Here is a 22,195-nt window from a genome sequence, read left to right on the forward strand (position 1 = left end):
CGGCGGGGCAACTGGTCGGCGAGACGTCTGGTCGCCGAGGTGTCGGACCTCAGAGGTCGAAGTGGGCCCCTTGGGCCAGGGGGTGTTCGCCGGAGTAGTTGATGGTGTTGGTGGCCCGGCGCATGTAGGCGCGCCAGGAGTCGGAGCCGGCTTCACGGCCGCCGCCGGTGTCCTTCTCCCCGCCGAAGGCTCCGCCGATCTCGGCTCCGGAGGTGCCGATGTTGACATTGGTGATGCCGCAGTCGGAGCCCGCCGCGGAGATGAAGACTTCGGCCTCCACATGGTCACGCGTAAAAATACTCGACGAAAGGCCCTGTGGCACAGCGTTGTTCATAGCAATGGCTTCGGCGAGTTCCGAATAGGACAGGACGTAGAGGATCGGAGCGAAAGTCTCCGAACAGACCACCCCGTCCTGCACCGGCATCCGCACCACCGCAGGCCGCACGTAATAGGCATCCGCCGCAGCCTCCACCAACTCCCGACCGCCACCGGCCACCACCCGCCCGCCCGCAGCCTCCGCCCGCTCCAACGCCCCCCGGAAGGACTCATAGGCCCCACGATCCACCAAAGGACCCACCAAAGTGCCCTCCACCATCGGATCCCCCACCGACAACCTCCCGTACGCCGACGCCACCCGCTCCACCACCTCGTCCACCACCGAGACATACGCGATCACCCGACGCATCGTCGTACACCGCTGCCCCGCCGTCCCCACCGCAGAGAAGACGACCCCCCGCGTCACCAGATCCAGATCCGCCGACGGCGCCACCACCGCCGCATTGTTCCCACCCAACTCCAACAGACACCGACCGAAACGCGCCGCCACCCGCGGCCCCACCTCACGCCCCATCCGCGTCGACCCCGTCGCACTCACCAAGGCCACCAACGGATGATCGGCCAAGGCCCGGCCCACCTCCGGCCCGCCCAAGACCACCTGACTCACCGCCGTATCACACCCCACCTCAGCCAGGGCCCGCTGCACCAAGGCGTGACACGCCAACGCACACAACGGGGCCCGCTCCGACGGCTTCCACACCACCGTGTCCCCGCACACCAAGGCCACCGCCGCATTCCACGACCACACCGCCACCGGGAAGTTGAACGCCGAGATCACCCCCACCACACCCAGCGGATGCCAGGTCTCCATCAACCGGTGCCCCGGACGCTCACTCGGCATCGTCCGCCCGAACAACTGCCGCGACAAACCCACCGCGTAATCACAGATGTCGACCATCTCCTGCACCTCCCCCAAGGCCTCCGACCTGACCTTCCCCACCTCCACCCCGGCCAGAACCGCCAGATCCTCCCGATGCTCACCGATCAACCGACCCAACACCTTCACCACCGCACCACGCACCGGCGCCGGCGTCTCACGCCACGTCAGAAAAGCCTCATGGGCATCGTTGACCACCTCGTCGACCCCCTCGGCGTCACCCACCGCCGTCCGGGAGACCACTGCGCCGTTGACCGGCGAGCGCCCCTCCTGTCCTCCGGCCCACTCCTCCAGGTCGACCCCGCACCGGCGGGCGCACTCCCGCGCGATCCTCGCCAGTTCCTCACCGGTCGGCAGCATCGTGCGCTCCTGCATCATCACGGATCTCCTCAGGTCGAAGTCCTACAGCGGTCGCCCTCTTCAGATGATGCTGCGCTCCGGGCGAAGCCGCTGGGCGGATCGAGCCACGGTCTATCGGTGCTCTTCCAGGACAGCCACGCCGTGCCACAGTGCCTGCCCGATGTCCTCCTCCCGCAGAAGGACCGTCCCGGCGGCGGGGCCCAACGGGATGATGCTGTCCTTGCTGGTGATCCGGTGGACGCGGCCCTGGTAGCCGGCGTCCAGCAGTGCGGCGACGACGCCGGTCGACACTCCCCCGGAGCGGCGGGTCTCGTCGACGACGAGCACGCGGGGGAAGTCCGCGGCCACGGACATGAGATGGTCGACCGGGAGGGGCGCCAACCAGCGCAGGTCGAAGACGGTCGCGCGGGGTCCGCCGTCGGCGGCGACCTGGGTGGCGGCGCGCAGGCTCATCGCCACCCCGTTGCCGAAGGTCACCACGAGGACGTCGGGTCCGTCGCCGTGCACCTGTCCCCGGTCCAGGGCGGCGCATCCGTGGACGCTCGGGGCAGTAGGCCCGTCGACGGTTGTCCCTCGTCCTCTCTCGGGTTCCTGCCCGTCCGTGGCACCACCCAGGGGGACATACGGTGCCAGCCAGGCGCCGTCCCCGGGGTGCAGGTCGCGGGCGTGGTAGAGGGCGACGGGTTCGACGAGGACGCACACCCGGGAGTCAGCCAGGGCCAGTCCGGCCAGGGCGCGGAGAAGACCGGGGGCTTCGGCGGCGCGGGAGGGCACGGCGACGACGATGCCGGGGATGTCCAGGAGCACGGCGAGGGAGTTGTCGTTGTGGAAGTGTCCGCCGAACTCACGTTGGTAGGCGAGTCCGGCGATCCGGACGATCATGCCGTTGCCGTACTGGCCGGCGGAGAAGAAACGCAGGGTCGCGGCCTCACCGCGGAGCTGGTCCTCGGCGTTGTGCAGATAGGCGAGGTACTGGATCTCGGGGATGGGCAGTGCCCCGGTGAGGGCCAGGCCCAGCGCCGTGCCCAGGACGGCTTGTTCGTCCAGGAGGGTGTCGAACACCCGGGTCGCGCCGAAGGCCCGTCGGAGCCCACCGGTCACCCCGTAGATCCCGCCTTTGACACCGACGTCCTCACCGAAGACGGCTGCGGACGGGTGGGTGAGCAGCAGGTCGGTCAGGGTGGCGTTGACGGTCTGGGCGAGGGTCAACGGTCCCTGGTCCTCGGGGAGTTTCCCCCGGTAGGCGAGATCGCGGGCGCTCGGGCTGATATCCCCGCCGAGTTGGTCACGGGCGTCCGGGTCCTGCAGGATCTGCGCCGCCCAGGTGCTCTTCTCGGTGAAGTCCAGCGGCGCCGAAACCTCTGCCGCGGTAGTGAGCCGCCGTACGGGCAGGAGGTGCTCGGCCATGGCGGCGACGCTGGCCTCGGTGGCTTCGTACCGGGCGAGGATCCCGGCGGCGGTCATCACTCCGCGGCGGATCAGCGCCCGGGACACGGCCAGGATCGGGTCCCGTTCGTAGTCGGCGGCGATCTCCCGGGCGCTGCGGTAGGCGATCTCTGCGTCCGATCCGGCATGCCCGAGGAAACGCACCACGTCCAGGTGCAGGATGACGGGGCGGCGCCGGGTGCGCACGATGTCCACGGCGCGTCGGGCGACCGCGAGCGCCCGTTCGGGGTCTTCGCCGCTGGCGCGCAGGTAGTCGATGCCCGGCCAGCTGGACAGGGCGCGTTCGGTCCATCCCGGTGGGGTGCGCACGCTGATGCCGAGCCGGTTGTCCTCGCAGACGATCAGCAGGGGTACCGGCACTCCTTGGTGGGTGGACTGGGCGATGCCGTTGAGTGCGCCGACCGCGGTGGAATGGTTGATCGAGGCGTCTCCGATGCCGGCGATGACGACGGCGTCCTCGGGGTACAGGGTGTGCCCGGTGGCGGGGTCCGGTCCGCCGAGGTTGCGGCCGAGTGCGAAGGCCAGCCCCATGGCTCGCGGCAGGTGGGAGGCGATGGTGGAGGTTTGCGGGATGATCGACAGTTCGGCTCGGCCGAGTACTTTGTGTCGTCCTCCTGAGATGGGGTCGTCGGCGGCGGCCATGAAGCTGAGCAGCAGGTCGCGGGTGGGGTCGATGCCGGGTACTTGGGCTGCTCGCGCGCAGTAGAAGGCGCCGGAGCGGTAGTGCAGGAGTGCGGGGTCGGTGGGTCGGGTGGCGAGGGCGACGACGGCGTCGGATTCGTGGCCTGCCGAGCCGATGGTGTAGAAGCCTTCACCGCGTTGTTGCAGGTCGCGGGCGATGAGGTCGAGGTGGCGGCTGGTGATCTGGGCGTCGAGGAGGCTGATCAGGTCGTCGTCGGTGACCGTGGTGGTGAGGGTGTCGTCGGTGTGTTCGGCGAGCAGTGGGGCGTCGGCGAGTTCGTGGAGTTTGTGGACGAGGTGTTCGCTGACGGTGAGGTTCATGCGGTGTTTCCCGTCGTTCCGGTCGCGGGGATGGCAGGGTTCACCTTGCAGTGGCCGGCGGGGTGGGTGCGGTATTGCGAGGGCGAGTTTTTGTGGTGCCAGCGGCGCTTTTGCTGTTGCTGGCCGGCGGGGTCCGGGGTGTGTCGGCGTGTGCTTCCTGGGCGCGGCGGGGTGCGTCGATAGCATCAGCCATGCTCAATCCTGTGCATCTGCAGACCTTGGTGACGGTGGTGCAGACCGGTTCTTTCGTGGAGGCCGCCCGCGAGTTGGGTTATACCCCGTCGGCGGTGTCTCAGCAGGTGGCGGCGTTGGAGAGGTCGTTGAAGCTGGTGTTGTTCGATCGGGCTGCGCACAGTATTTCTCCGACGCCGACGGCGCGGGTCCTGGCGGATCGTTCGCGGGACAGTTTGGCGGCGCTGCGGGTGTTGGAGGAGGACGTCCTGCAGATGGCTCGGGGCGGTCTGGGCGTGGTGCGGGTGGGGGCTTTCCCGACGGCGGTCGAGCGGTTGTTGCCGGGGGCGTTCGCTCTCCTGTTGGGGGAGTTCCCGGGGGTGGAGGTGCGGTTGTGCGAGGGGGAGACGGATCTGTTGGTGTCGGAGTTGGCGGAGGGTCGGCTCGATGTGGCGGTGGTCTGCCGGTACGACGTGGTGCCGGTGGTCTTCCCGGGGCCGGTGGAGGTTTTCCCTCTGCTTCGGGAGGATCTGCTCGTGGTGACTCCGCGGGGGCATCGGTGGGCGGGGCGCGCTGTGCCGTGGTCTGAGCTGGCGCAGGCCGGTTGGGTCACGGCCGCGGAGAACAGCCCCGGAGCGAACTGTCTCGAGATCCTTTGTGCTTCTGCTGGTTTCACGCCGAATGTGGTGATGCGCGGCAGCAGTGACGATGCTCTCAGCGAATTCGTCCGCTGCGGCCTGGGCGTCGCGCTGTCACCGGGGCTGTGCCTCGGCCCGTCCCCTGACGTCGGAGTGGCTCGGCCGACTCCGGCAGGCGCCTCCCGGCGGGTCGAGATCTTGAGACGGCAGGACGCCGGGCCGGCCGCGAACGCACTGGTGAACGCGCTCAGGCAGGCGGCGCCGAGCTTGTCCGACCCCTATGTGCACAGCTGTGACTGACCGTCACCCCTGGTTACGATCGTCCGGTGAGGCAGTTCGACCCGAACACCCTGTTCAGCACGGTGGACATCGTCGGGGTCATCGCCAATGCCCTGTTGGGCGGCGCGGTGGCCCGGGCCCGTCATTTCGACGTGGTCGGTTTCATCGTGCTGGGGGTCTGTTCCGGTTTGGGTGGCGGCATCATCCGTGACCTTCTGCTGGGCGTGGGGCTTCCGGTGGCTTTGACCCATTCGGCCTATCTGCCGGCGGCGATCACCTCCTCGGTGGTCGCCTATCTGTTGCATTGGGGCAGGTGGACGAACCGGCTGCTGGTGGTCGCCGACTTCCTCGCGGTGGGTTGTTGGGCGGCGACGGGTACGCACAAGGCCCTGTCCGTCGGTGTCGACTGGTTGCCGAGCGTGGTGGTCGGGGTGTTGACGGCGGTGGGCGGCGGCATGGTGCGGGATGTGCTGGTGGCGCGCGCGCCGGTGGTCTTCGGGGGTAATCCGTTGTATGCCTCGGTGGCGCTGGTGGGCAGTGTGGAGATGTTGGTGCTGGATCGGTGGCATCGTCCGGTGTTGGGGATGGCTTTGTCGATCGGGACGTGTGCGGCGTTGGGTTCGTTGGCGCGGTGGCGGCGATGGGTGTTGCCGGGGGCGGCGCAGTGGAATCTGCGTCTGCCGGTGTTCTCGGATTCGGGCCGTTATGTGGCGGTGTTGCGGCGTCCGTCGTCCGGGGGCTCTGAGGTTCCTCCGGAGGGGGTCTCCTCGGCTTCGGGGCCGGCCGGGGATCAGGAGGGCACGGTCACGGAGCCGGAGGCCGGTCGGACGGATGGTTCCGGGGGGAGTCCTGCGGGGCGTGACGCTCCGGGTTCTCCTCCGCGGTGAGGGTGGTCCCTTCGACGTCCAGGTCGGGCAGGAGGCGGTCGAGCCAGCCTGGGATGTACCAGGCTTTGTCGCCCAGGAGGTACATGACGGCGGGCATCGCGGTCATCCGTACGACGAAGGCATCGATGAGGACTCCTGCGGCGAGCGCGAATCCGATGGGTCTGATCATGGTCAGCTGGGCGTGTACGAAGCTGGCGAAGACGGCGGTCATGATGAGCGCCGCGGCGGTGACCACTCGGGCGCCGTGGCTGAATCCGGTGTGGACGGCGGTGCGGGCGGTGTGGCCGTGGGCCCAGGCTTCACGCATCCCGGAGACGAGGAACATCTGGTAGTCCATGGCGAGCCCGAAGAGGATGCCGATGACGAGGGTCGGCAGGAAGCTGAGGATCAGTCCGGGGTGGTCGACGCCGAAGATCCCGGCGAGCCATCCCCACTGGTAGACGGCGACGACCGAGCCGAAGGCCGCGGCGACGGACAGGAGGAAACCTGCGGTGGCGAGCACGGGTACGACGATCGACCGGAAGACCAGGAGCAGCAGCACCAGGGAGATCCCGACGACGACGACCAGGTAGAGGGGTAGCGCTGCGGCCAGGCTGCGGGAGATGTCGATATTGGCGACGGTCTGGCCGGTGAAGCCGATGTGGTCGAGCCGTTGGCCGGTGATGATGTCGTCCCTGGTGTGACGCAGGGTCGTGATCAGGTCGGCGGTGGCCGGTTCGGAGGGCCCGGTGGTGGGGACGACCTGGTAGGCGAGGGTCCGCCGGTCTTCGCTGGCGCCGATCGGGAGGACGTAGGCCACGCCGGGGGTTTTCTTCAGTTGTTCGCCGACGGCCAGGGTGAGTTCTTCGCGGGCGGTGTCGGTCGAGGTTTCTTGGGATCGGGTCGTGTTGAGGGTGGCGACGGCGATGACGGGTCCGTTGCGTCCGGGGCCGAAGTGACGGTCGGTGGTGTCGTAGGTGCGATATGCGGTGGAGTCGTGGGGTTCGTAGGAGCCGTCGGGGAGGCCGAGCCGGAGGGAGAGCGAGGGTGCGGCGAGGACGCTGAGCAGCACGGTGGTGAGGGCGAGGACGACGAGGGGGTGCCGGGTGACGAGCCCGCCCCAGCCGTGGTGCCGGTGGTGGGGGTGGCCGGGGATGTTCTCTTCGGCGTCTTCGGCGTCGGCTTCGCTGTCTTCGGTGGCGAGTTTCTCGGCGAGGGTTCGGCGCGCACGCGGTGAGAGCACTCGCGGGCCGATGAGGCGTAGCAGTGCCGGGGTGAGGGTGAGCGCGATGAGGACGGCGATGAGGACGGTGGCTGCGGCGGCGAAGCCCATGGTGGCGAGGAAGGGGATGCCGGTGAGGGTGAGTGCGCACAGGGCGACGACGACGGTGAGTCCGGCGAAGAGGACTGCGCTGCCGGCGGTGCCGGTGGCTCGGGCGATGGATTCGACGGTTTCGGTGCCGCGGGCGAGTTGTTCGCGGTGGCGGTTGACGAGGAAGAGGGAGTAGTCGATACCGACGGCGAGGCCGAGCATGAGGGCCAGTGCGGGGGTGACATCGGTCATGTCGACCCAGTGGGTGAGGGCGATGACGCCGAGGAGGCCGACGGCGACGCCGACGAGGGCTGAGATCAGTGGGAGTCCGGCGGCGAGGAGTGAGCCGAGCATGACGATGAGGACGAGGGTGGCGACGCCGACGCCGATCAGTTCGCCGGGTCCGAGGAGGGAGATCTTCTCGACGATGGCGGTGGAGTAGTCGATCTTCAGGCCGTTTTTCGCGAGGTCGCCGGCGGCTGCGGGGACGGCGTCCTTGGTGGCGGCGGGGACGTCGATGAGGGGTTTGTCGAAGGTCACTTGGGTGAGGACGGTGTTCTGTGCGGTGTTGATCGTGCGGAAGCCGTCCATGAGGGCGAGTCGGCGTTCGGCGTGGCTTAGTTCGCTCTCTTTGCTGGTGAGTTCGTGACGGGCTGCGTCGAGTTGTTTTTTCTGTGCGGCGAGGGCGGTTTCGGCGGCGGCGAGTTCTTGTTGCAGTGCGGGGGGCAGTTCCTGCCCGGCGGCGCGTTCTTTGTCGGTGTCGAGTCGCTGGCGGGCTGTGTCGAGTTGGGCTTGGCCGGCGTCGAGTTGTTGTCGTGCCGCGGTGGTTTTTCCGCGTCCGTCGGCGATCTGTGCGGCGGCGGCGTCCATCTTGGTCTGGAGGGTGAAGGGGTCGTCGGCGGTGTCGACGCCGTCGATCCGGGACCATGCCGCGGTGAGTTCGCCGATGGTTTTTTTCTGGTCGGCGGTGAAGGCGTTGCCGTCGGTGGTGCTGATGACGATGACGCCGGTTCCGGCGGCGGCTTTCGGGAAGTTCTTTTCCAGGTTGTCGATGACGGTCTGGAATTCGGTCCCGGGGATGGTGAGTTTGGTGGTGAAGGGGCGCCCGAGGGTGATGGCCGCGGTGGCGGTGAGCGCGAGGAGGAGCGCCCAGGTGAGGATGACCGCCCAGGCGTGGCGGGCTGCGGTTCGTCCGAGTCTGTGGAGGTAGAAGGCCATGTCGGGTCCTTCCCTGGGGCTCCGCTCAGCTGGTGGGCGGGCCAGGTCGTGGGCTGGGTGTGGTGTTCTCGACGGCGGGTCGCAGGTATTCGAGGGCTTGGTGGGTCTCTCGGACGAAGTCGTCGCGGGCTTGTTCGTCGACGGGGCCGTCGAGGCGGGTCAGCCAGGCGCGTCGGGCGATGTCGTAGGCGCTCATGCAGGAGGCGGTGAGGACGGCGATCCTCAGGGGGGAGGCGTCTTGGCCTGCTGCCTGCAGTTTGCCTGCGCTCCATCTTCCGGAGAGTTCGGCGATGGCTTCGAGGTTGGTTTCCAGGGTGTAGCGGTGGGCTCCGGGGGAGGCTTCGACCTGTTGCCAGGCGCGGGTGGCTTCGCGGAGGGTTTCGACGGTGAAGGTCATGTCGATGACGGCTTTGGCGCTGTCGATGAGCGGTTCGTCCTCGGGGCGGGAGAAGAGCTGGTCGTGCAAGATTTCGAGGACTTGGCGGGATCGGAAGGCCAGGATCGCTTCCACGCTGGGGAAGTAGTTGAAGAAGGTGCGGCGGGAGATGCCGGCGGCTTCGGCGACTTTCTCTGCGGTGACCGAGGTGGGTTCTTCGTGGTGGAGAAGGTCGGTGGCTGCTCGGACGATGGCCTCGCGGGTTCGTTTTTTGTTCTGTTCGCGACGGCCGACGCCCACCTTGATGATCACATCAACCGACTTTAAATAGAAATTGCACTGAGGGCAAAAATACCCTCAGTGCAATCAGGAAATCGCTCGCCGTTGATCAGTCGCGTACGAACAACCAGGTGATCAGCCCGCTGACTACGCTGATGACGATCGAGCCGAAGAAGGCCGCCCAGAAGCCTCGGACGTGAAAGCCCAGGGCGAGGTGCTGGGCCACCCAGGAGCTCAACAACAGCATGAGAGCGTTGATGACCAGCAGGAAAAGCCCCAGGGAGATGACCACCAGGCAGCCGGTGAGGAACTGCACCACGGGTTTCACCACTGCGTTGACGACTCCGATGATGAGCGCCACCAGGATCAAAGTCAACGCTTTACCGCCGGCACCTGATCCCGTCAGTGTGATGCCAGGAACAATCCAAGCAGCAACGGCGGTCGCTGCAGCGACAGCTAATGTACGCGCGATAAAAGACACCGGGACATCCTCACATGGAAGTTCGTCCAGTTCATCTTCACTCTGATTTATTAGCAATGTTCACGAAATAGCCGTTCGTCCTTTTCCGCAGAACGCAGAGTGATCTTTGCCTTCGGCACGCACCTCGAAAAACGTCGGGGAGCTTCCGTGGTGCCGGTGTCTACGCAGGCCAGAGGCCGTCCGATGACGTGATGGGGGGACGCGGCGGGCAGCGGGTCTCGCCCGTGCGGCGGCGAGCGGTGTCTTTCCGCGCAGGCCTGCGCACTCCCGGCAGCGGTTGACGGCAGCTGTCGTCGACCGGCTGGACGAGGTTCATCTTGTGATGCTGTGCCGCCGTGTCCTCTCCTGCGGAGGCCGGTCGGAGCAGGCGGGTGTGACTGCGGGGGCCTACGCCGTACGGCGTAGGCCCCCGCAGTCACACCCGGTTCGTTCGGATGCCGTCCTGGTCGAACCGGTCAGGTATGCGCCTGGATCAGGCGGCGCTTTCTTTGCTGTACTCGTCGAGCACGTTGGCGAGGTTGGAGATGGCAGCGGCCAGGCGCTCTTCGTCGTGGTTGTCACCGAGGAGCGAGCAGCGGGCAGCGACCGTGTAGAAGCGGTGCAGCTCGTCGAAACCGGCTTCGGTGATCGCCGAGACCGCGTCGAGGTGCTCCTGGGCGATGTCGGCGCAGCCCAGCGCACCGATCTCCGGGCGCCACTTGGTGACGAGGCGCAGCACGCGGTCGGCCTGACGGACGGCGTCTTCGACGAGCGCGGGCACCGCTCCTGCCGCTTCACGCACGGTGTCGTCGGTCTTGATCAGCTCGACGACCCCCTCCTGCAGGGCCTGGCAGAGCAGACGCATCGACTCGGTGGTGTCGCCGTCGCCGTGTCCGTCGATGAGCTCGGAGGCGAAGGTGCCGACCATGAGGTTGTGCAGGCGGAGCAGAGCGATTCGCATCCGCAGCCAACGCACCTGTTCGGCGGCCTGGCGCAGGTGGACGACCAGCGAGGCGAGCTCTTCGCTGGCTTTGTCGGCGTGTCCGCTCATCCGGTCGGAGAGTTCGGCGACGAAGGGGGTGACGACCATCCCTTCCTCGACCTCGTGCCCTGCGGCGGCGGCCTGTTTGGCGGCGGCTTCGACGGCCTTGCGGGCGGCGGCACCGACGGCGGGCAGGTCGGCGGCCCGACGTGCGGCCGCGGCGATGTCGCGCAGTCGGGCAGCAGCCAGTTCTGCGTCGCCATAAGAGGATTCGAGAGCGCGTACGAAGTCGGCGTATTCGTCCATCTGGTGCACCAGGTGCACGGTCAGGGTGTCGATCTCGTGCATGATGCGCAGCAGGTCGCCCAGTGGCCCGGTCGCGTCGGGGCGCCGGGGCAGCCCTCCGCTGTGGCGGACGTGTTCGAGGACCTCACGGGGAAGTGTGTTCAACGCCAGGTCGTCGCCGTTGGTGATGCCGTACTTGGCGAGTTCTTCGACGATGATGCCGCAGCCGATTTCCGCGGCCTCGGCGCGGGAGCTGCCTTCTTCGTGGGCCTGGAGCTCGCGGCTCCGGGCACCTGAGTAGAGGTCTTCGGTGATCGCCAACAGGTCGGTCATCTGGGGGCGCTTGCGCACCGACAGGAATTTGTCCCCGACCGGGAGCAGAGTCGCGAACACCCAGTAGAAACTGCCGTCGGCAGCGATGTTCTTGACGTAGGCGCAGGCGGGCCGACCTTCGTGGAGCTGTTTCCACACCAGTTTGTAGGCGCCACCAGGCATGTCTGGGTGGCGGACGACGTTGTGGGGCTTACCCACCAGCTCGTCATGGGTGTAGTGCGACAGCCGTGCGAAGGTCGAGTTCACCAACTCGATCACCCCGGCGCGGTCCGTCGCAGAGAAGAACAGTTCGTCTACGCCGACCACATACTCCTGGTCCGTCGGCGTTATTTCTACTCGCGGCATCCTCGACTCTCTCCTCAGTGTCCTCGCCGATCCGGATCCAACCACCAGGACAGCCGTCCGGTGCCCGCGGTATCAAAACCCAGTTACTTGACAATAACCCGCGTTCAGAACAGACGTCCAACAGGAATGAAAGCAAGGGTGAACCGGTACGCCCTTCAAGGAGTCCGATCACCCCGCACCTAGCCGTCCTTCTATCGGTCATTTCCGGTGGATATGCATCGTTTCATCCGAAACAGAACGGGGCGGGGGCGCGGTCGACAGCCCGACGACCTGCACCCCCGCCCGGGGAAGTTCCTCCGCCCGCCGACTCCTTGCCGATCTTGCAGGTGTCAGCGGAGGAAGCATTGTTTCAGCGGAAATTCCCTGCCGTGAAAGATTCCTCGAGTTCTTCCAGTGATCGTCCGCTGGTGTTGGGCAGGCACTTCACGAGGAAGAGAATGACAACCAGCCCTAGCGCGAAGAAGATCCCGAAGGCGGCCTGCAGTCCGGCTGCTTCCACGACCTTCGGGAAGCCGAAGGTCAGGATGGTGTTCACGGTCCACATGCAGAAGATCGAGACGCCCATGCCGAATCCGCGGACCTTGAGCGGGAAGAGTTCGGAGAGGCAGACCCAGACTGGGGCATTGAGTGCCATCTGCATGAAGAACACGAAGGTGACGCAGAGCACGAGGATGACCCAGGCCCGGGCTTGACCGGCCGGCATCATCGCGGCGGCGGTCATGATCAGGCCGTGGCAGATCGTGGTGGCGCAGAAGCCGAAGATGATCAGTGTGCGCCGGGGGACGCGTTCGATGATCACGAACAGGCAGAGCATGGTGCCGACGACCGCGAGGACACCGTTGGCGATATTCGCGATGATGGCGGCGTCGGCGGAGAAACCGGCTTCCTTGAGCACTTCGGTGCCGTAGTACATGATCGAGTTGATGCCGGTGACCTGCTGCGCCATGGCCAGTCCGGAGCCGACGAGGATGATCCGCCGGATCCACGGCACCTTCAGGTCGGCCCAGCCACCGGAGCGGGAGATCTCCTCTTCCTTGGCCAGTTGTTCGACCTCGGCGATCTCGGCGCGGGCCCGTTCCTCGTTGCGGACGAGCATGAGGACGGCGAGGGCGTCCTCCTGGCGTCCTTTGGAGATCAGCCAGCGCGGTGATTCGGGCATCCGGAGCATGCCGACGAAGAGGAAGACGGCGGGAACAGCGGCGACGACGAGCATGTACCGCCAGACACCGGGCTGTTGCCCCCAGGTGTGGGCGATGGCGGCGTTGATCATGAAGGCCAGCATCTGACCGATGACGATGGCCAGTTCGTTCCGGCCGCTGAGTGTGCCTCGTCGTTCGGTGGGTGCCAGTTCGGCGAGGTAGACCGGCACGCTGACGGACGCGGCTCCGACGGCGAAGCCGAGGATCACCCGGGAGGCCAGCAGGATGTTGAGGGTGGGTGCGATCACGCCGCCGATGGTGCCGACGAAGAAGATGATCGAGACGATCGTCAGTGCTTTCTTGCGCCCCAGGTTGTCGTTGAGCTTGCCACCGACGAAGGCGCCCAGTGCGGCACCGACCAGGAGGGTCGCGGTGACGAGTCCTTCGCCCCAGGCGCCGAGCGAGAAGTATTGCCGCAACGAGGGGAGTGCTCCGTTGATCACCCCGGTGTCATAACCGAAGAGGAGTCCACCGAAGGTCGCGATGACGGCCATCCGGTCGAGTCGTCGCTGGTGGGGACCTGCGGTCAGAGGCGGCAGGACCGATCCTGCGGACGCGGTCGCGGCAGTGGTTCCAGGAGACATGACATACCTCCGATGCTCGCCCGGAGGCGGACAGCGCTGTCTGATAGGGGGCACCGACCGCTGCGCTCATGACAGCGGTCGAGGCCTAGAACGCTATGGAGCGATCACGATAAGGGTCAAGAGCCTTCGACAAATTTGTAATAACAAATGACTAACGTCCCCCGCTGCAGGCCTGGCATCCCTGGAGGGAAACAGGCGAAGGAACCACCCCCGAATCCGTCAACCCTTGGCGATCAAAAAGATTCGACCAGCGGGACAGGGCACCACCGGCCGACTTCACCAGCATCACCCGCCGATCGGACATCGACCGCCCCCTCCTCGACACCGCTCCATATTTCGCGATGTGGACATCTCACCCCGCCCTGCCAGCCCCCTGCGGAGCACCCACCTCACCCACTCCACCTTCCGGATCCCCCCGCCCCAGGCACCCTGGCGGACCTCCCCTGTCCCTTTGCTCCCGATATGGGGCCGAGATACGTCCCTCGCGCCCAATCACTTAGACAATTAACGGCACTCGAGGGCATTCGCGGTCCGCGGGTGGTCTAAGGTGAGTGACGCCTGAGACCGAGCTGAATCTCGGCCGACAGGCACCGACATATCCGACACCCATGGTTCGACGAGATGGATCAGCATTCCACCGCCACCCTTCGGCTGATCCAGGAGAGGACAGCGATGACGACGTCCCTCGTACCACTCACCGTGACTTCGTTCGCCCTCACTGCGGCGGGCTTCGGCGCGTGGCGCACATTCACCCCATGGGTCGGTATCCCCATCTTGATCCTGGCCACCACCCTGCTGGCGAAGTCCTACCAGGTGGCTCAGGCCGCAGCGCCCGAGAGCGCGCCCGAGGTGCACTGACGCCGATGCGTCGATCGGCCTTGAGTACGAGACCGATCCTGCTTCTCCGCCCTCGTCGACGCACCACTTCGAAGGCCCCTTCGGGCAGTTCTGTCTCCCAGGGCGATCAGCCTCACCCATCGCGCACAGACCCCGGAGCAGAGTTGCCAATCTAGGTAAGGCATACCTAAGTTAGGCGAACTGCCCTTGGCAGCTCCCCTTTTCGCAGAGCCGCCACCGTGTTCCATTCCGCGCACCTAGAGAGGCTCTCAATGGCACTGCCCAGTCGCATCGACTACACGATCCCTACCACCGATATCCCGGAGCCGGTCGTCTCCTGGGCATTGGACCCGGAACGATGCGCTCTGTTGCTGCACGATCTCCAGCCGCACTTCCTGCGTCCTTTTTCACCAGCTATGCGCGAGCAGCTCACCGCGAATGTGGACACCATCGCCGCCGCCTGTCGCGCCCAGGGGGTACCGATCGCTCACGCGATGCAGCCCGACGACCAGACCCCCGCCGAGCGTGGACTGCTCACCGAATTCTGGGGCCCGGGTCCCTTGAGCAGCGACGACAGCGGAGCTCCTGATCTGCGCCTTCAAGCCCGCGAAGGAGAGATCGTCATCATCCGACGCCGGTACAACGCTTTCTTGGGTACCGGACTGGACGCTTGGATGCGCCAGCAGGGACGCGACCAGCTCATCGTTTGCGGAATCTACGCCCATGTCGGCTGCCTGATGACCTCAGCTCACGCTTTCATGACCGACCGTCAGCCCTTCTTAGTGGCCGATGGCACAGCAGACTTCTCCTCCGGAGAACACCGCATGGCCCTGGAGTACGTGACGAGCAGGTGCGGGGTCTGCGTGACCACTGAAGATGTGGTGGACATACTCTCCTGCTCTCAGCAGTTGTCCGCCTGACCCAGGGCCCCTCGAGCGGTGCCCGTGCTCAGGCCGACCTGGCCCCGTCGGGCGCTACCTCCACCTCAAGCTCAGAAGCCAGCAGGACATCAGCCAGGGTGGACAGTTTTGCTGTGGTCTCAGTCAATTCCGCCGCGGGGTCTGATCCGGCAACGATGCCTGCCCCGGCGTACAGGTCGACCACTGGCCCTCTGACGGACGCGCAGCGGATTGCCACGGTCCATTCCCCGTCACCGTTGTCATCGCACCATCCGATGCAACCGCCGTAATAACCACGGGCGAAAGGTTCGAGTTCTTCGAGCGTGTGCACCGCCGAGGCGACCGGCGCACCGGCCAGAGCAGGTGTGGGTTGGAGCGCAGCCGCCAGCTCGAGGGCAGTAGTGTCCTGGTCGCGTAATTCACCTTCGATCCAGGTGCCCAGGTGCCACACCGTTCGGGTACCTACCAGCGCAGATCGATCGGCGACGGCGAGCCTGCGGCAGTAGGGGCTGAGAGTGTCGGCGATCATCTCCACCACATAGGAGTGCTCACGTAGATCCTTCTCTGAGGTGAGCAGCCTTCGTCCTCGATTTTCGTCTTCGACCGGGTCGGGAGAACGGGGAACTGAACCAGCCAAGGGGTGGGAGGTGACCGTGCGCCCTTGTCTGGAGACCAGAAGTTCAGGGCTTGCGCCGACGAGCCATTGACCCTCCGCCGGTGAGACGGCGTAAGTACGAGCTTCGGGATGTGCCTCGACCAGAGCCTGGTAAAGGTACTCAGCCGGCACCGTCGTCTCGAAACGAAGTCGTAGTTTGCGTGCCAGGACGATCTTGTCGAGCTCTCCGCGCTCGAACACAGAGAGCGCTTTCTCCACTCTGCCCCGGTAGCCCGCCGATGTAGGCGTCTCCTCCGGGGTCCCGACGACTCGGGGGAATCCATTCCATCCGCTGCCTGCTTCAAGCAGCGGATCTCCGTGACGATGCATCTCGTGCACAACGCTCAGCGCTGCGGTCCGGCCGTCGAAGGAGATGGCGCCTGCGACTGTTCCTTGCTCGCGAGCCCAGCTGGCCAGCTCTCCGGGGCTGCTGACATCGATGGTGTGGATACGTCCGCCGGTCGCCTTCAGGCTGCCTTGGGTGGTGTGGAATCTGAGGCGAACAGGGTGAGGTGGCGTCGGTACGGTGAAGAGGGCACGTGGGATCACTAAGTTAGGCTAACCTAACTTTTCGACGGCGAGTGAGGTGCAAGATTCAGTGAGCAGTGTGGAGGCCTTCCTGGCAGAAAGCGCTTCTCTCCTCGACATGCTCGCCGAGTACGGTCTGCACCCAGGACTGCTCAGCCCGACGCTCTCCGCAGCGGAGCAGGAACGACTGGCCAGGTTTCGTGTACCACAGGATCGGAGCGATTTCCTCGCCGTTCGGCTTCTCACCCGCTTGGCTCTGTTCCGTCGTCGAACTGCGGTGGCCCCCGCCCCCCGGCCTTCCACGCCGACTTCGGCAGTGTCTACAGCAACCTGGGACGAGTTCATACCGGCTGCCCCGACGGCTCTCCTCGCAGAGCGGGACATCCGTCAGCGGTGCCCGGGATGCGCCGGTTCCGGACATGGGCGGCCTTATGTCATCGATCCCGAGGTCCGTCTGTCCTGGGCCCATTCTCGGGGTCTCATCGCCGTCGTGATCGCCGAGTCCCGGGAGTCCGACGTGGGGGTCGATTGTGAACGCGAGCGCCGCTGCGAACCGCCGGTCGTCTGGCAGGGCAAGCCGATTCCACTGTCAACCTGGTGTCGGGTGGAGTCTTGCGTGAAGGCCGGGTGGGGGGACTTGGACGAGCTCCTGGATCAAGCCTGTTCTCCGGAGGGGATCCGCGTCCCCGACGACGTGGTGTTCTCCGAAGGTCGCGTTCAGCTAGCTGCGGCGACGGCCCATTGGGCCGTCGCCGCACCGTCCGCAGCTCGGATGACCGTCCTCGGAGCGGCCTCCGCCTGAGCCCACGCGCTTTCAGGTCAGCGCTGTTCTTTCAGAGGGAGGCTCCACCGTCGACCACGAGGGAGCTCATGGTCACGTGACGGGCTTCGTCGGAAAGCAAGAAGGCCACACAGGATGCGATGTCCTCAGGGCGGGCCACCCGGCCGAGCGGAATACCGGTGCGATAGCGGGTGACGTCACCTTCGATGGTGGTGTGCAAGGCATCCGGGTCGTCGGGGTTGGGCCAGGAGGCCCAAAGCATAGGAGTCGAAGTCGACCCGGGATGCACCACATTGCACCGGACGCCGTGCGGCGCGAGTTCAAGTCCTGCGGAGCGAACGAGCATGGCGGCTGCGGCTTTGGAGGCTCCGTAAGCTCCTAGATCGACTCTAGGAATGATGGCGGCATTCGAGGCGACCGCGACGATGGATCCCCGACCGCGCTTCTTCATCCGTTGGCCGACGCTGTGGAGCAGGTGCGCCGTGCCGAACGTGTTCACGGCGATCATGTCGTGCAGATCCTGTACATCGCTGTCGACGAGACTTCCGGTGCGCAGCGCCCCGGCGGTGTGGGCGAGCCTAGTGATCGGCCCGTTCTTCTCCTCTATGTGTCGGATGGCTTCTTCAACAGCGTGCGGGTCGGTGATATCGCAGTCCAGATCGGCGCCGGCGAGGTCCATGCCGAGGGTCTGCCATCCGCGCGCGGTGAGTGCGTCCACGACAGCACGCCCGATGCCTCCTGCGGCTCCGGTCACCAGAGCGATTTCACCTTCGGTCGGCATCAGTTCCATGTCAGGAGCGTCCGAGCACATGAGCTAAGGCTAGCCTCAGTCTTTGGTCGCGTCTGGACCGGCCCTGATATCGAGGGCGTTGCCCCACAGGTCGACTCACGGAGCGAAGGCTTCAGCTGCTAGCTGTTGTTCTCAGCGGGGTGTGGGCCTCATCGACTGTTTCTGCGGCAAGCACCGGAGGCGGAGGGGTGCCTTCGGCGCCCCAGGTGTCGGTGTCGAAATGATCCCGACCGTGTGCTTCGAGCCATCCTTCGTGCCGCGGCCCGCGAGGGACGATCTGGGTGGGGTTGATGTCGGTATGGACCCCGTAGTAATGCTCTTTCATATGCACGAAATCGTTCGTGTCCCCGAACCCCGGCGTCTGGAAGAGGTCTCGCGTGTACCCCCAGAGCTGAGGCATCGTTGCCAACGGCTGTCGGTTGCATTTGAAATGTGCGTAGTAGACCTCGTCGAAACGCACCAGGGTCGGATAGAGACGCAGATCAGCTTCGGTGATGCTCGCTCCCATGAGATATCTACGTGTCGAGAGCCTTTCCTCCAGGACATCGAGAGCGTGCCAGAGCTCGTCATAAGCCCGATCGTAGGAAGCCTGCGATCCGGCGAACCCGCAGCGGTAGACCCCGTTGTTGACGGAGCGGAAGATGAAACCCATCAGCTCGTCCATCTCGTCGCGGAGATGGACGGGGTAGAGATCAGGTGACCCTTCCCTGTGGTAGCTGCGCCATTGGCTGCCCATGTCAAGGGTCATCTGCGCATAGTCGTTGGTGACAACAGCCCCAGTACGGGTATCAACGAGTGCCGGAACGGTGATCCCACGGGGGTAGCCGGGGTATCTCTTTTCGTAAGCGTCCTTGAGGAAGTGGATTCCCAGGACGGGGTCCTTCCCCTCTGGGTCGAGGTCAAAGGTCCAGGAGCGTTTGTCGTGCGTAGGGCCCGTAACGCCCAGGGAGATCGCGCTTTCCAAACCGTAGACACGTCGAGCGATCATGGCCCGGTTCGCCCAGGGGCAGGCCCGAGAGACAACCAGCCGATAGCGGTCGGGCTCAACCTTGTACCCCTCGCTCCCGTCGACGGTAATACGGGTGGTGATGTAGTTGGTGTCCCGATCGAAGGCTTTCCCCTGGGTTACGTAGGAACCCTTCTGGTCGGTGTTCGACGTCATGCCGTCCTTCTTTCGGCTCGCATTGGTGGCTGGTGGCGGTCCTCGCCGTTTGCTCAGGTTCGGCGTCTTTTTTCTTCACCGTTTTTGCTTCGATCGGCAGGCGTGCGACGGACTTTCCCATCCGGCGCCGCTCTCGGGAACGCCGTTACCGATTGTCGGGGTGTGGCTTCCCGCCCTCAGCGGCTGTTCAATGTGGCGTGCATCTCCCATAGCAGCACCTCAGATGGTTCGAGCGCGGTCACTTTGTGACCGCCGGTGGCGGTCATCCTCGCTGCGTCTCCAGAATTCATCCGGCCGGATCCTTCCAAGGTTATGGATCCTGTTGCTACAAAAAGATGCTGATAAGGAGCTTCCGGCAGGGTGACTTCCTGGCCGGAGGACAGTTTCGCCACATGAAATGCCGCATATTTGTTTCGGATCCTGATCGCGGACTCGTTCAGGTATTTGTCCATACCGGTGGCCACTGTGACGAATCCAGTTCCGAGTGTTTCAGGTGAGATCTCGAGCTGTTCGTATCCAGGCTTGATTCCTTGGGTGTCCGGCACCACCCACATCTGGATGAAGCGCACTGGGTCGGCGTGTGGAGATCTGTTGGTGTCGTAGACCCAGGAGTCGTTCTTTTCCGAGTGAAGGATTCCGGTTCCTGCGCTCATCCGTTGGGCCAGGCCTGGATAGATGATGCCGTTGTGCCCTTCGGAGTCCTGGTGAACCAGAGATCCGCTGAGAACCCAGGTGACGATCTCCATGTCTCGATGGGGGTGGGTCTCGAAGCCGGTTCCGGGGGCCACGATGTCGTCATTACTTACCAGCAGTAGGCCGTGGTGAGTATTGGCCGGGTCGTAGTGGCGGCTGAACGAGAACGAGTGCTTGCTGTCCAGCCAGCCGTATTGGCTGGAGAATCGATCCGTGGAACGACGGAGGTCGACGGCCTCGGTCGGCATCGTGAACATCAGTACCCCCAAATTTAGGTGATGCGTCACCTATTACTCTATAGACAGATCGTTCGAACTTCAACCGTCTCCGAGGCGAGACTGCCCTCTCTCCAAGCTTCCGTTCGACATCAGCGGATTTCGCCTCTGCGAGAGGGATGACCCCAATTGTCCTCTCGACTCCGGGCCGTCGCCTACAGCCGCAGCTGCATCAGAAGAAAGCCGAGGCGCTGTTCAGGTAGCGCTGCCACGTGACACGGCGACTCCGGGCAGAGGGAAGCGCTCGCCCAAACTCAAGGCCGACTCCCAATGGCCACCTGTCTCAATGAGCAACGGCGGAGGGAGCGGCCCCGCTCAACGTACAGGCCGGGCGTTCCGTACGACGGGCAGCCACAGCCACGGAAAACCGTTCGGACAGGTCATGGACGCGCGCCTTTCCTTCGATGGGCCGCCCAGGCGAGTCGAACCGCAGGGACCGAGTCCTTCGAAGAGCCGAAGCTGGTGGCAGTTACTCATCGAGGTCTTGTACTCGATGTTCACGGTCATACTCTCGCTTCTGTTCCGAAGAGTAGATTCCTCGCCCCCACTACCCCAGTCCTGTCTGCGTAGCCGATCAGGAGAAACCACCTCCGATGGAGTTCCACGCTCTCAACAAATCGAGCAGGGTATGTCCGAAGGACCCTGCTCCCTATCCGCCACCCAGTCATCTGGATACGGGGCTTGAGGCCCAGGAGCCGTTTTCACCTCGTTCTGCTTCTACGACCGCACCTTTGAGCAAGGTCGCCGTCCAGAAAAGAGATATGGACTACAGGTGAGGACGTTCGACAAGCCATCCTGCCGACCAGACGCGCGCTCAGGAAGTCGATGCTCACAAAGCTCAACCGAGAGCCTCGGCAGGCAACCCTGCCAACTCACAAGCCGCACAATAGAGGGCAGGAGCACCGCTTTGTCGTCGGCCCGCAAGACGAGATACTGCGCTCAGGCTTTTCGCCGAAGGTCCTGCAATCAGCAGAAGGCTGTGGGGTGGGGGCGAAGCCCCCACCCCACAGCCTCTCACCTCCAGGCACAGACCGGAGAGAAACTTCAAGAACTTCAGCCCGAGCAGGTACCAAGCATCTCAGTCAGAGTGCTCTTCTCCTCATTCGAGACGTTCAGCTGATATTTAGCCTTCACATGGACCCAGCGAGTCGCATACAAGCAGTGAGCAGCCGTGTTGCTCGGCTTCCATTCATTGGGAGCCTTGTCGCCCTTAGCCCGATTTGCGCGGTTCTCTACAGAAACGAGCACGAGCGGGTCATTGGCAAACTTAGTGCGCTTCTCGGTATCCCAGTCGGCTGCTCCAGTGCGCCATGCATGCGAAAGGGGAACCACGTGGTCGATGTCGATATCGCGCGCAGAGTCGAAGACTCCAGCCGTATACGGGTCAACCCATTTACCAGTCGGCCGGGTACAGTTCCCCTCAAATTCAACATTCTGCCCATCACGGTGAAGTGCCGCATTCCGCGCATTGCACTTCTCGCTGGGAACGTTGGTCCACCCGTTATCGGCCGCATTCTTCCAGTGCGGGAAGGATTTACGCGAATACCCACCCTTTTCAGCCATTTCCGCCACAGTAAGACCAGCCAGTGCGGTTTTAGCCCCTTCCGGAGTCCCATCCATGCCGATCTTCAATTGAGCAGCAGCCACGTCAGGCTTGGCTTCCTCAACCCGCGCCGCCTGAGCGGTAGTGACAGGAAGGCAAACCGCTACTACAGATGCCAACACCAAAGATGACCGAAGCAGTGTCTTCCTGCTGGCCTGACGTTCAGATTTCATGTGAGTCTCCAAGACAGAGCTGCTCTGACTTCGGTCACATTAATGCTCGCGAATCCCCGTGTCCCCACCTAAGATTCATATTTTCACGGTTTTTATCGTGAAAAAAATATGCCTCGCAGTTGCCCTTCGGGCCGAAGAGGCTCAATATCCACTCAAACGGATATATATAATCGACAAACTAGATTTTTCACCCAGTTATACCTGGGGAATACCAGTTATATAGAGTCCAATGCTTGGAATTCACTATGAGCTCATATGCGCAAGCGATTGTTGATGGCTTGGTTCATACGGTTGCGAGCCGGTGGCTAAGTTGCTGGCGCTTCTTACTTGACTCTCATCTAGGCATGCTTTGAGCATCGTCGGCAGACGACGGTAAGCGGGCTAGAAGAGCAGATAGGGATTAAGCGCTTGTCGAAAGGTCTGGCGTGTGGGTGTTGGGGGGTTTTCGGGC

The 22,195-nt window shown here is 64.5% G+C and carries 17 protein-coding genes; 5 read left to right on the forward strand and 12 right to left on the reverse strand.

All coding sequences use genetic code 11. The annotated features are described in order from the left end of the window. Positions 1-49: 49 nt before the first annotated feature. Together amaB and AUCHE_RS15070 are read right to left on the reverse strand one after the other, a co-directional pair. Entirely contained in the window at positions 50-1,591 is a 1,542-nt protein-coding gene (gene amaB / locus AUCHE_RS15065; RefSeq protein WP_006504192.1) for an L-piperidine-6-carboxylate dehydrogenase, read from the reverse strand. Positions 1,592-1,684: 93 nt separating this feature from the next. After that, entirely contained in the window at positions 1,685-4,021 is a 2,337-nt protein-coding gene (locus AUCHE_RS15070; RefSeq protein ID WP_006504193.1) for a thiamine pyrophosphate-dependent enzyme, read from the reverse strand. Positions 4,022-4,212: 191 nt separating this feature from the next. On the opposite strand from AUCHE_RS15070, the gene AUCHE_RS15075 reads away from it, so the two are divergent. Next, a complete protein-coding gene (locus AUCHE_RS15075; RefSeq protein ID WP_006504194.1) occupies positions 4,213-5,130 on the forward strand; it encodes a LysR family transcriptional regulator in 918 nt (305 codons plus the stop codon). Positions 5,131-5,156: 26 nt separating this feature from the next. Continuing rightward, entirely contained in the window at positions 5,157-5,996 is an 840-nt protein-coding gene (locus AUCHE_RS15080; RefSeq protein ID WP_006504195.1) for a TRIC cation channel family protein, read from the forward strand. On the opposite strand, the gene AUCHE_RS15085 is transcribed toward AUCHE_RS15080, so the two are convergent. From AUCHE_RS15085 to AUCHE_RS15105, 5 genes are all read right to left on the reverse strand, one after another. Further along, positions 5,914-8,505 carry an MMPL family transporter gene (locus AUCHE_RS15085; RefSeq protein ID WP_006504196.1) on the reverse strand — a complete coding sequence of 864 codons (2,592 nt, stop codon included), beginning with the start codon at positions 8,503-8,505 and terminating at the stop codon, positions 5,914-5,916. The two genes, AUCHE_RS15080 and AUCHE_RS15085, sit on opposite strands and share 83 nt — an antisense overlap. 25 nt (positions 8,506-8,530) lie before the next feature. After that, the gene (locus tag AUCHE_RS15960) at positions 8,531-9,193 is read right to left on the reverse strand and encodes a TetR/AcrR family transcriptional regulator (protein ID WP_006504197.1); all 663 of its coding nucleotides are present in this window, start codon (positions 9,191-9,193) and stop codon (positions 8,531-8,533) included. A gap of 76 nt (positions 9,194-9,269) precedes the next feature. Continuing rightward, complete coding sequence (locus AUCHE_RS15095) at positions 9,270-9,641, reverse strand: phage holin family protein (RefSeq protein WP_006504198.1); 372 nt, start codon at positions 9,639-9,641, stop codon at positions 9,270-9,272. A 472-nt stretch (positions 9,642-10,113) separates the two neighbouring features. Further along, on the reverse strand, positions 10,114-11,565 hold the full coding sequence (locus tag AUCHE_RS15100; protein ID WP_081578269.1) for a PAS domain-containing protein: 1,452 nt from the start codon (positions 11,563-11,565) through the stop codon (positions 10,114-10,116). Positions 11,566-11,914: 349 nt separating this feature from the next. Next, the gene (locus tag AUCHE_RS15105; protein WP_006504200.1) at positions 11,915-13,348 is read right to left on the reverse strand and encodes a sugar porter family MFS transporter; all 1,434 of its coding nucleotides are present in this window, start codon (positions 13,346-13,348) and stop codon (positions 11,915-11,917) included. Between the two features lie 672 nt (positions 13,349-14,020). Between AUCHE_RS15105 and AUCHE_RS15110 the strand changes: the two genes are divergently transcribed. Both AUCHE_RS15110 and AUCHE_RS15115 read left to right on the forward strand, forming a co-directional pair. Beyond that, positions 14,021-14,206: a hypothetical protein gene (locus tag AUCHE_RS15110; protein WP_006504201.1), complete on the forward strand. Its 186-nt coding sequence runs from the start codon at positions 14,021-14,023 to the stop codon at positions 14,204-14,206. A 251-nt stretch (positions 14,207-14,457) separates the two neighbouring features. Further along, the gene (locus AUCHE_RS15115; protein ID WP_006504202.1) at positions 14,458-15,105 is read left to right on the forward strand and encodes an isochorismatase family protein; all 648 of its coding nucleotides are present in this window, start codon (positions 14,458-14,460) and stop codon (positions 15,103-15,105) included. A 28-nt stretch (positions 15,106-15,133) separates the two neighbouring features. Here the strand turns inward: AUCHE_RS15115 and AUCHE_RS15965 are convergent, their stop codons facing one another. Then, positions 15,134-16,288 carry an isochorismate synthase gene (locus tag AUCHE_RS15965; protein ID WP_006504203.1) on the reverse strand — a complete coding sequence of 385 codons (1,155 nt, stop codon included), beginning with the start codon at positions 16,286-16,288 and terminating at the stop codon, positions 15,134-15,136. A 49-nt stretch (positions 16,289-16,337) separates the two neighbouring features. Between AUCHE_RS15965 and AUCHE_RS15125 the strand changes: the two genes are divergently transcribed. Continuing rightward, positions 16,338-17,069 (forward strand): 4'-phosphopantetheinyl transferase family protein, encoded by a 732-nt coding sequence (locus AUCHE_RS15125; RefSeq protein ID WP_006504204.1) that lies wholly within the window; start codon positions 16,338-16,340, stop codon positions 17,067-17,069. Positions 17,070-17,100: 31 nt separating this feature from the next. On the opposite strand, the gene AUCHE_RS15130 is transcribed toward AUCHE_RS15125, so the two are convergent. The 4 genes from AUCHE_RS15130 to AUCHE_RS16420 form a co-directional block, all read right to left on the reverse strand. Further along, a complete protein-coding gene (locus AUCHE_RS15130) occupies positions 17,101-17,838 on the reverse strand; it encodes a 2,3-dihydro-2,3-dihydroxybenzoate dehydrogenase (protein WP_006504205.1) in 738 nt (245 codons plus the stop codon). A gap of 112 nt (positions 17,839-17,950) precedes the next feature. Next, positions 17,951-19,000 carry a glutathione S-transferase family protein gene (locus AUCHE_RS15135; RefSeq protein WP_006504206.1) on the reverse strand — a complete coding sequence of 350 codons (1,050 nt, stop codon included), beginning with the start codon at positions 18,998-19,000 and terminating at the stop codon, positions 17,951-17,953. Positions 19,001-19,176: 176 nt separating this feature from the next. Continuing rightward, positions 19,177-19,980, reverse strand: coding sequence for a pirin family protein (locus AUCHE_RS15140; protein WP_217994399.1), 804 nt, complete (start codon positions 19,978-19,980; stop codon positions 19,177-19,179). A 1,041-nt stretch (positions 19,981-21,021) separates the two neighbouring features. Beyond that, positions 21,022-21,744: an HNH endonuclease family protein gene (locus AUCHE_RS16420; protein WP_143115205.1), complete on the reverse strand. Its 723-nt coding sequence runs from the start codon at positions 21,742-21,744 to the stop codon at positions 21,022-21,024. Positions 21,745-22,195: the final 451 nt, after the last annotated feature.

It is taken from the genome of Austwickia chelonae NBRC 105200 (genome assembly GCF_000298175.1).
GTDB lineage: Bacteria > Actinomycetota > Actinomycetes > Actinomycetales > Dermatophilaceae > Austwickia > Austwickia chelonae.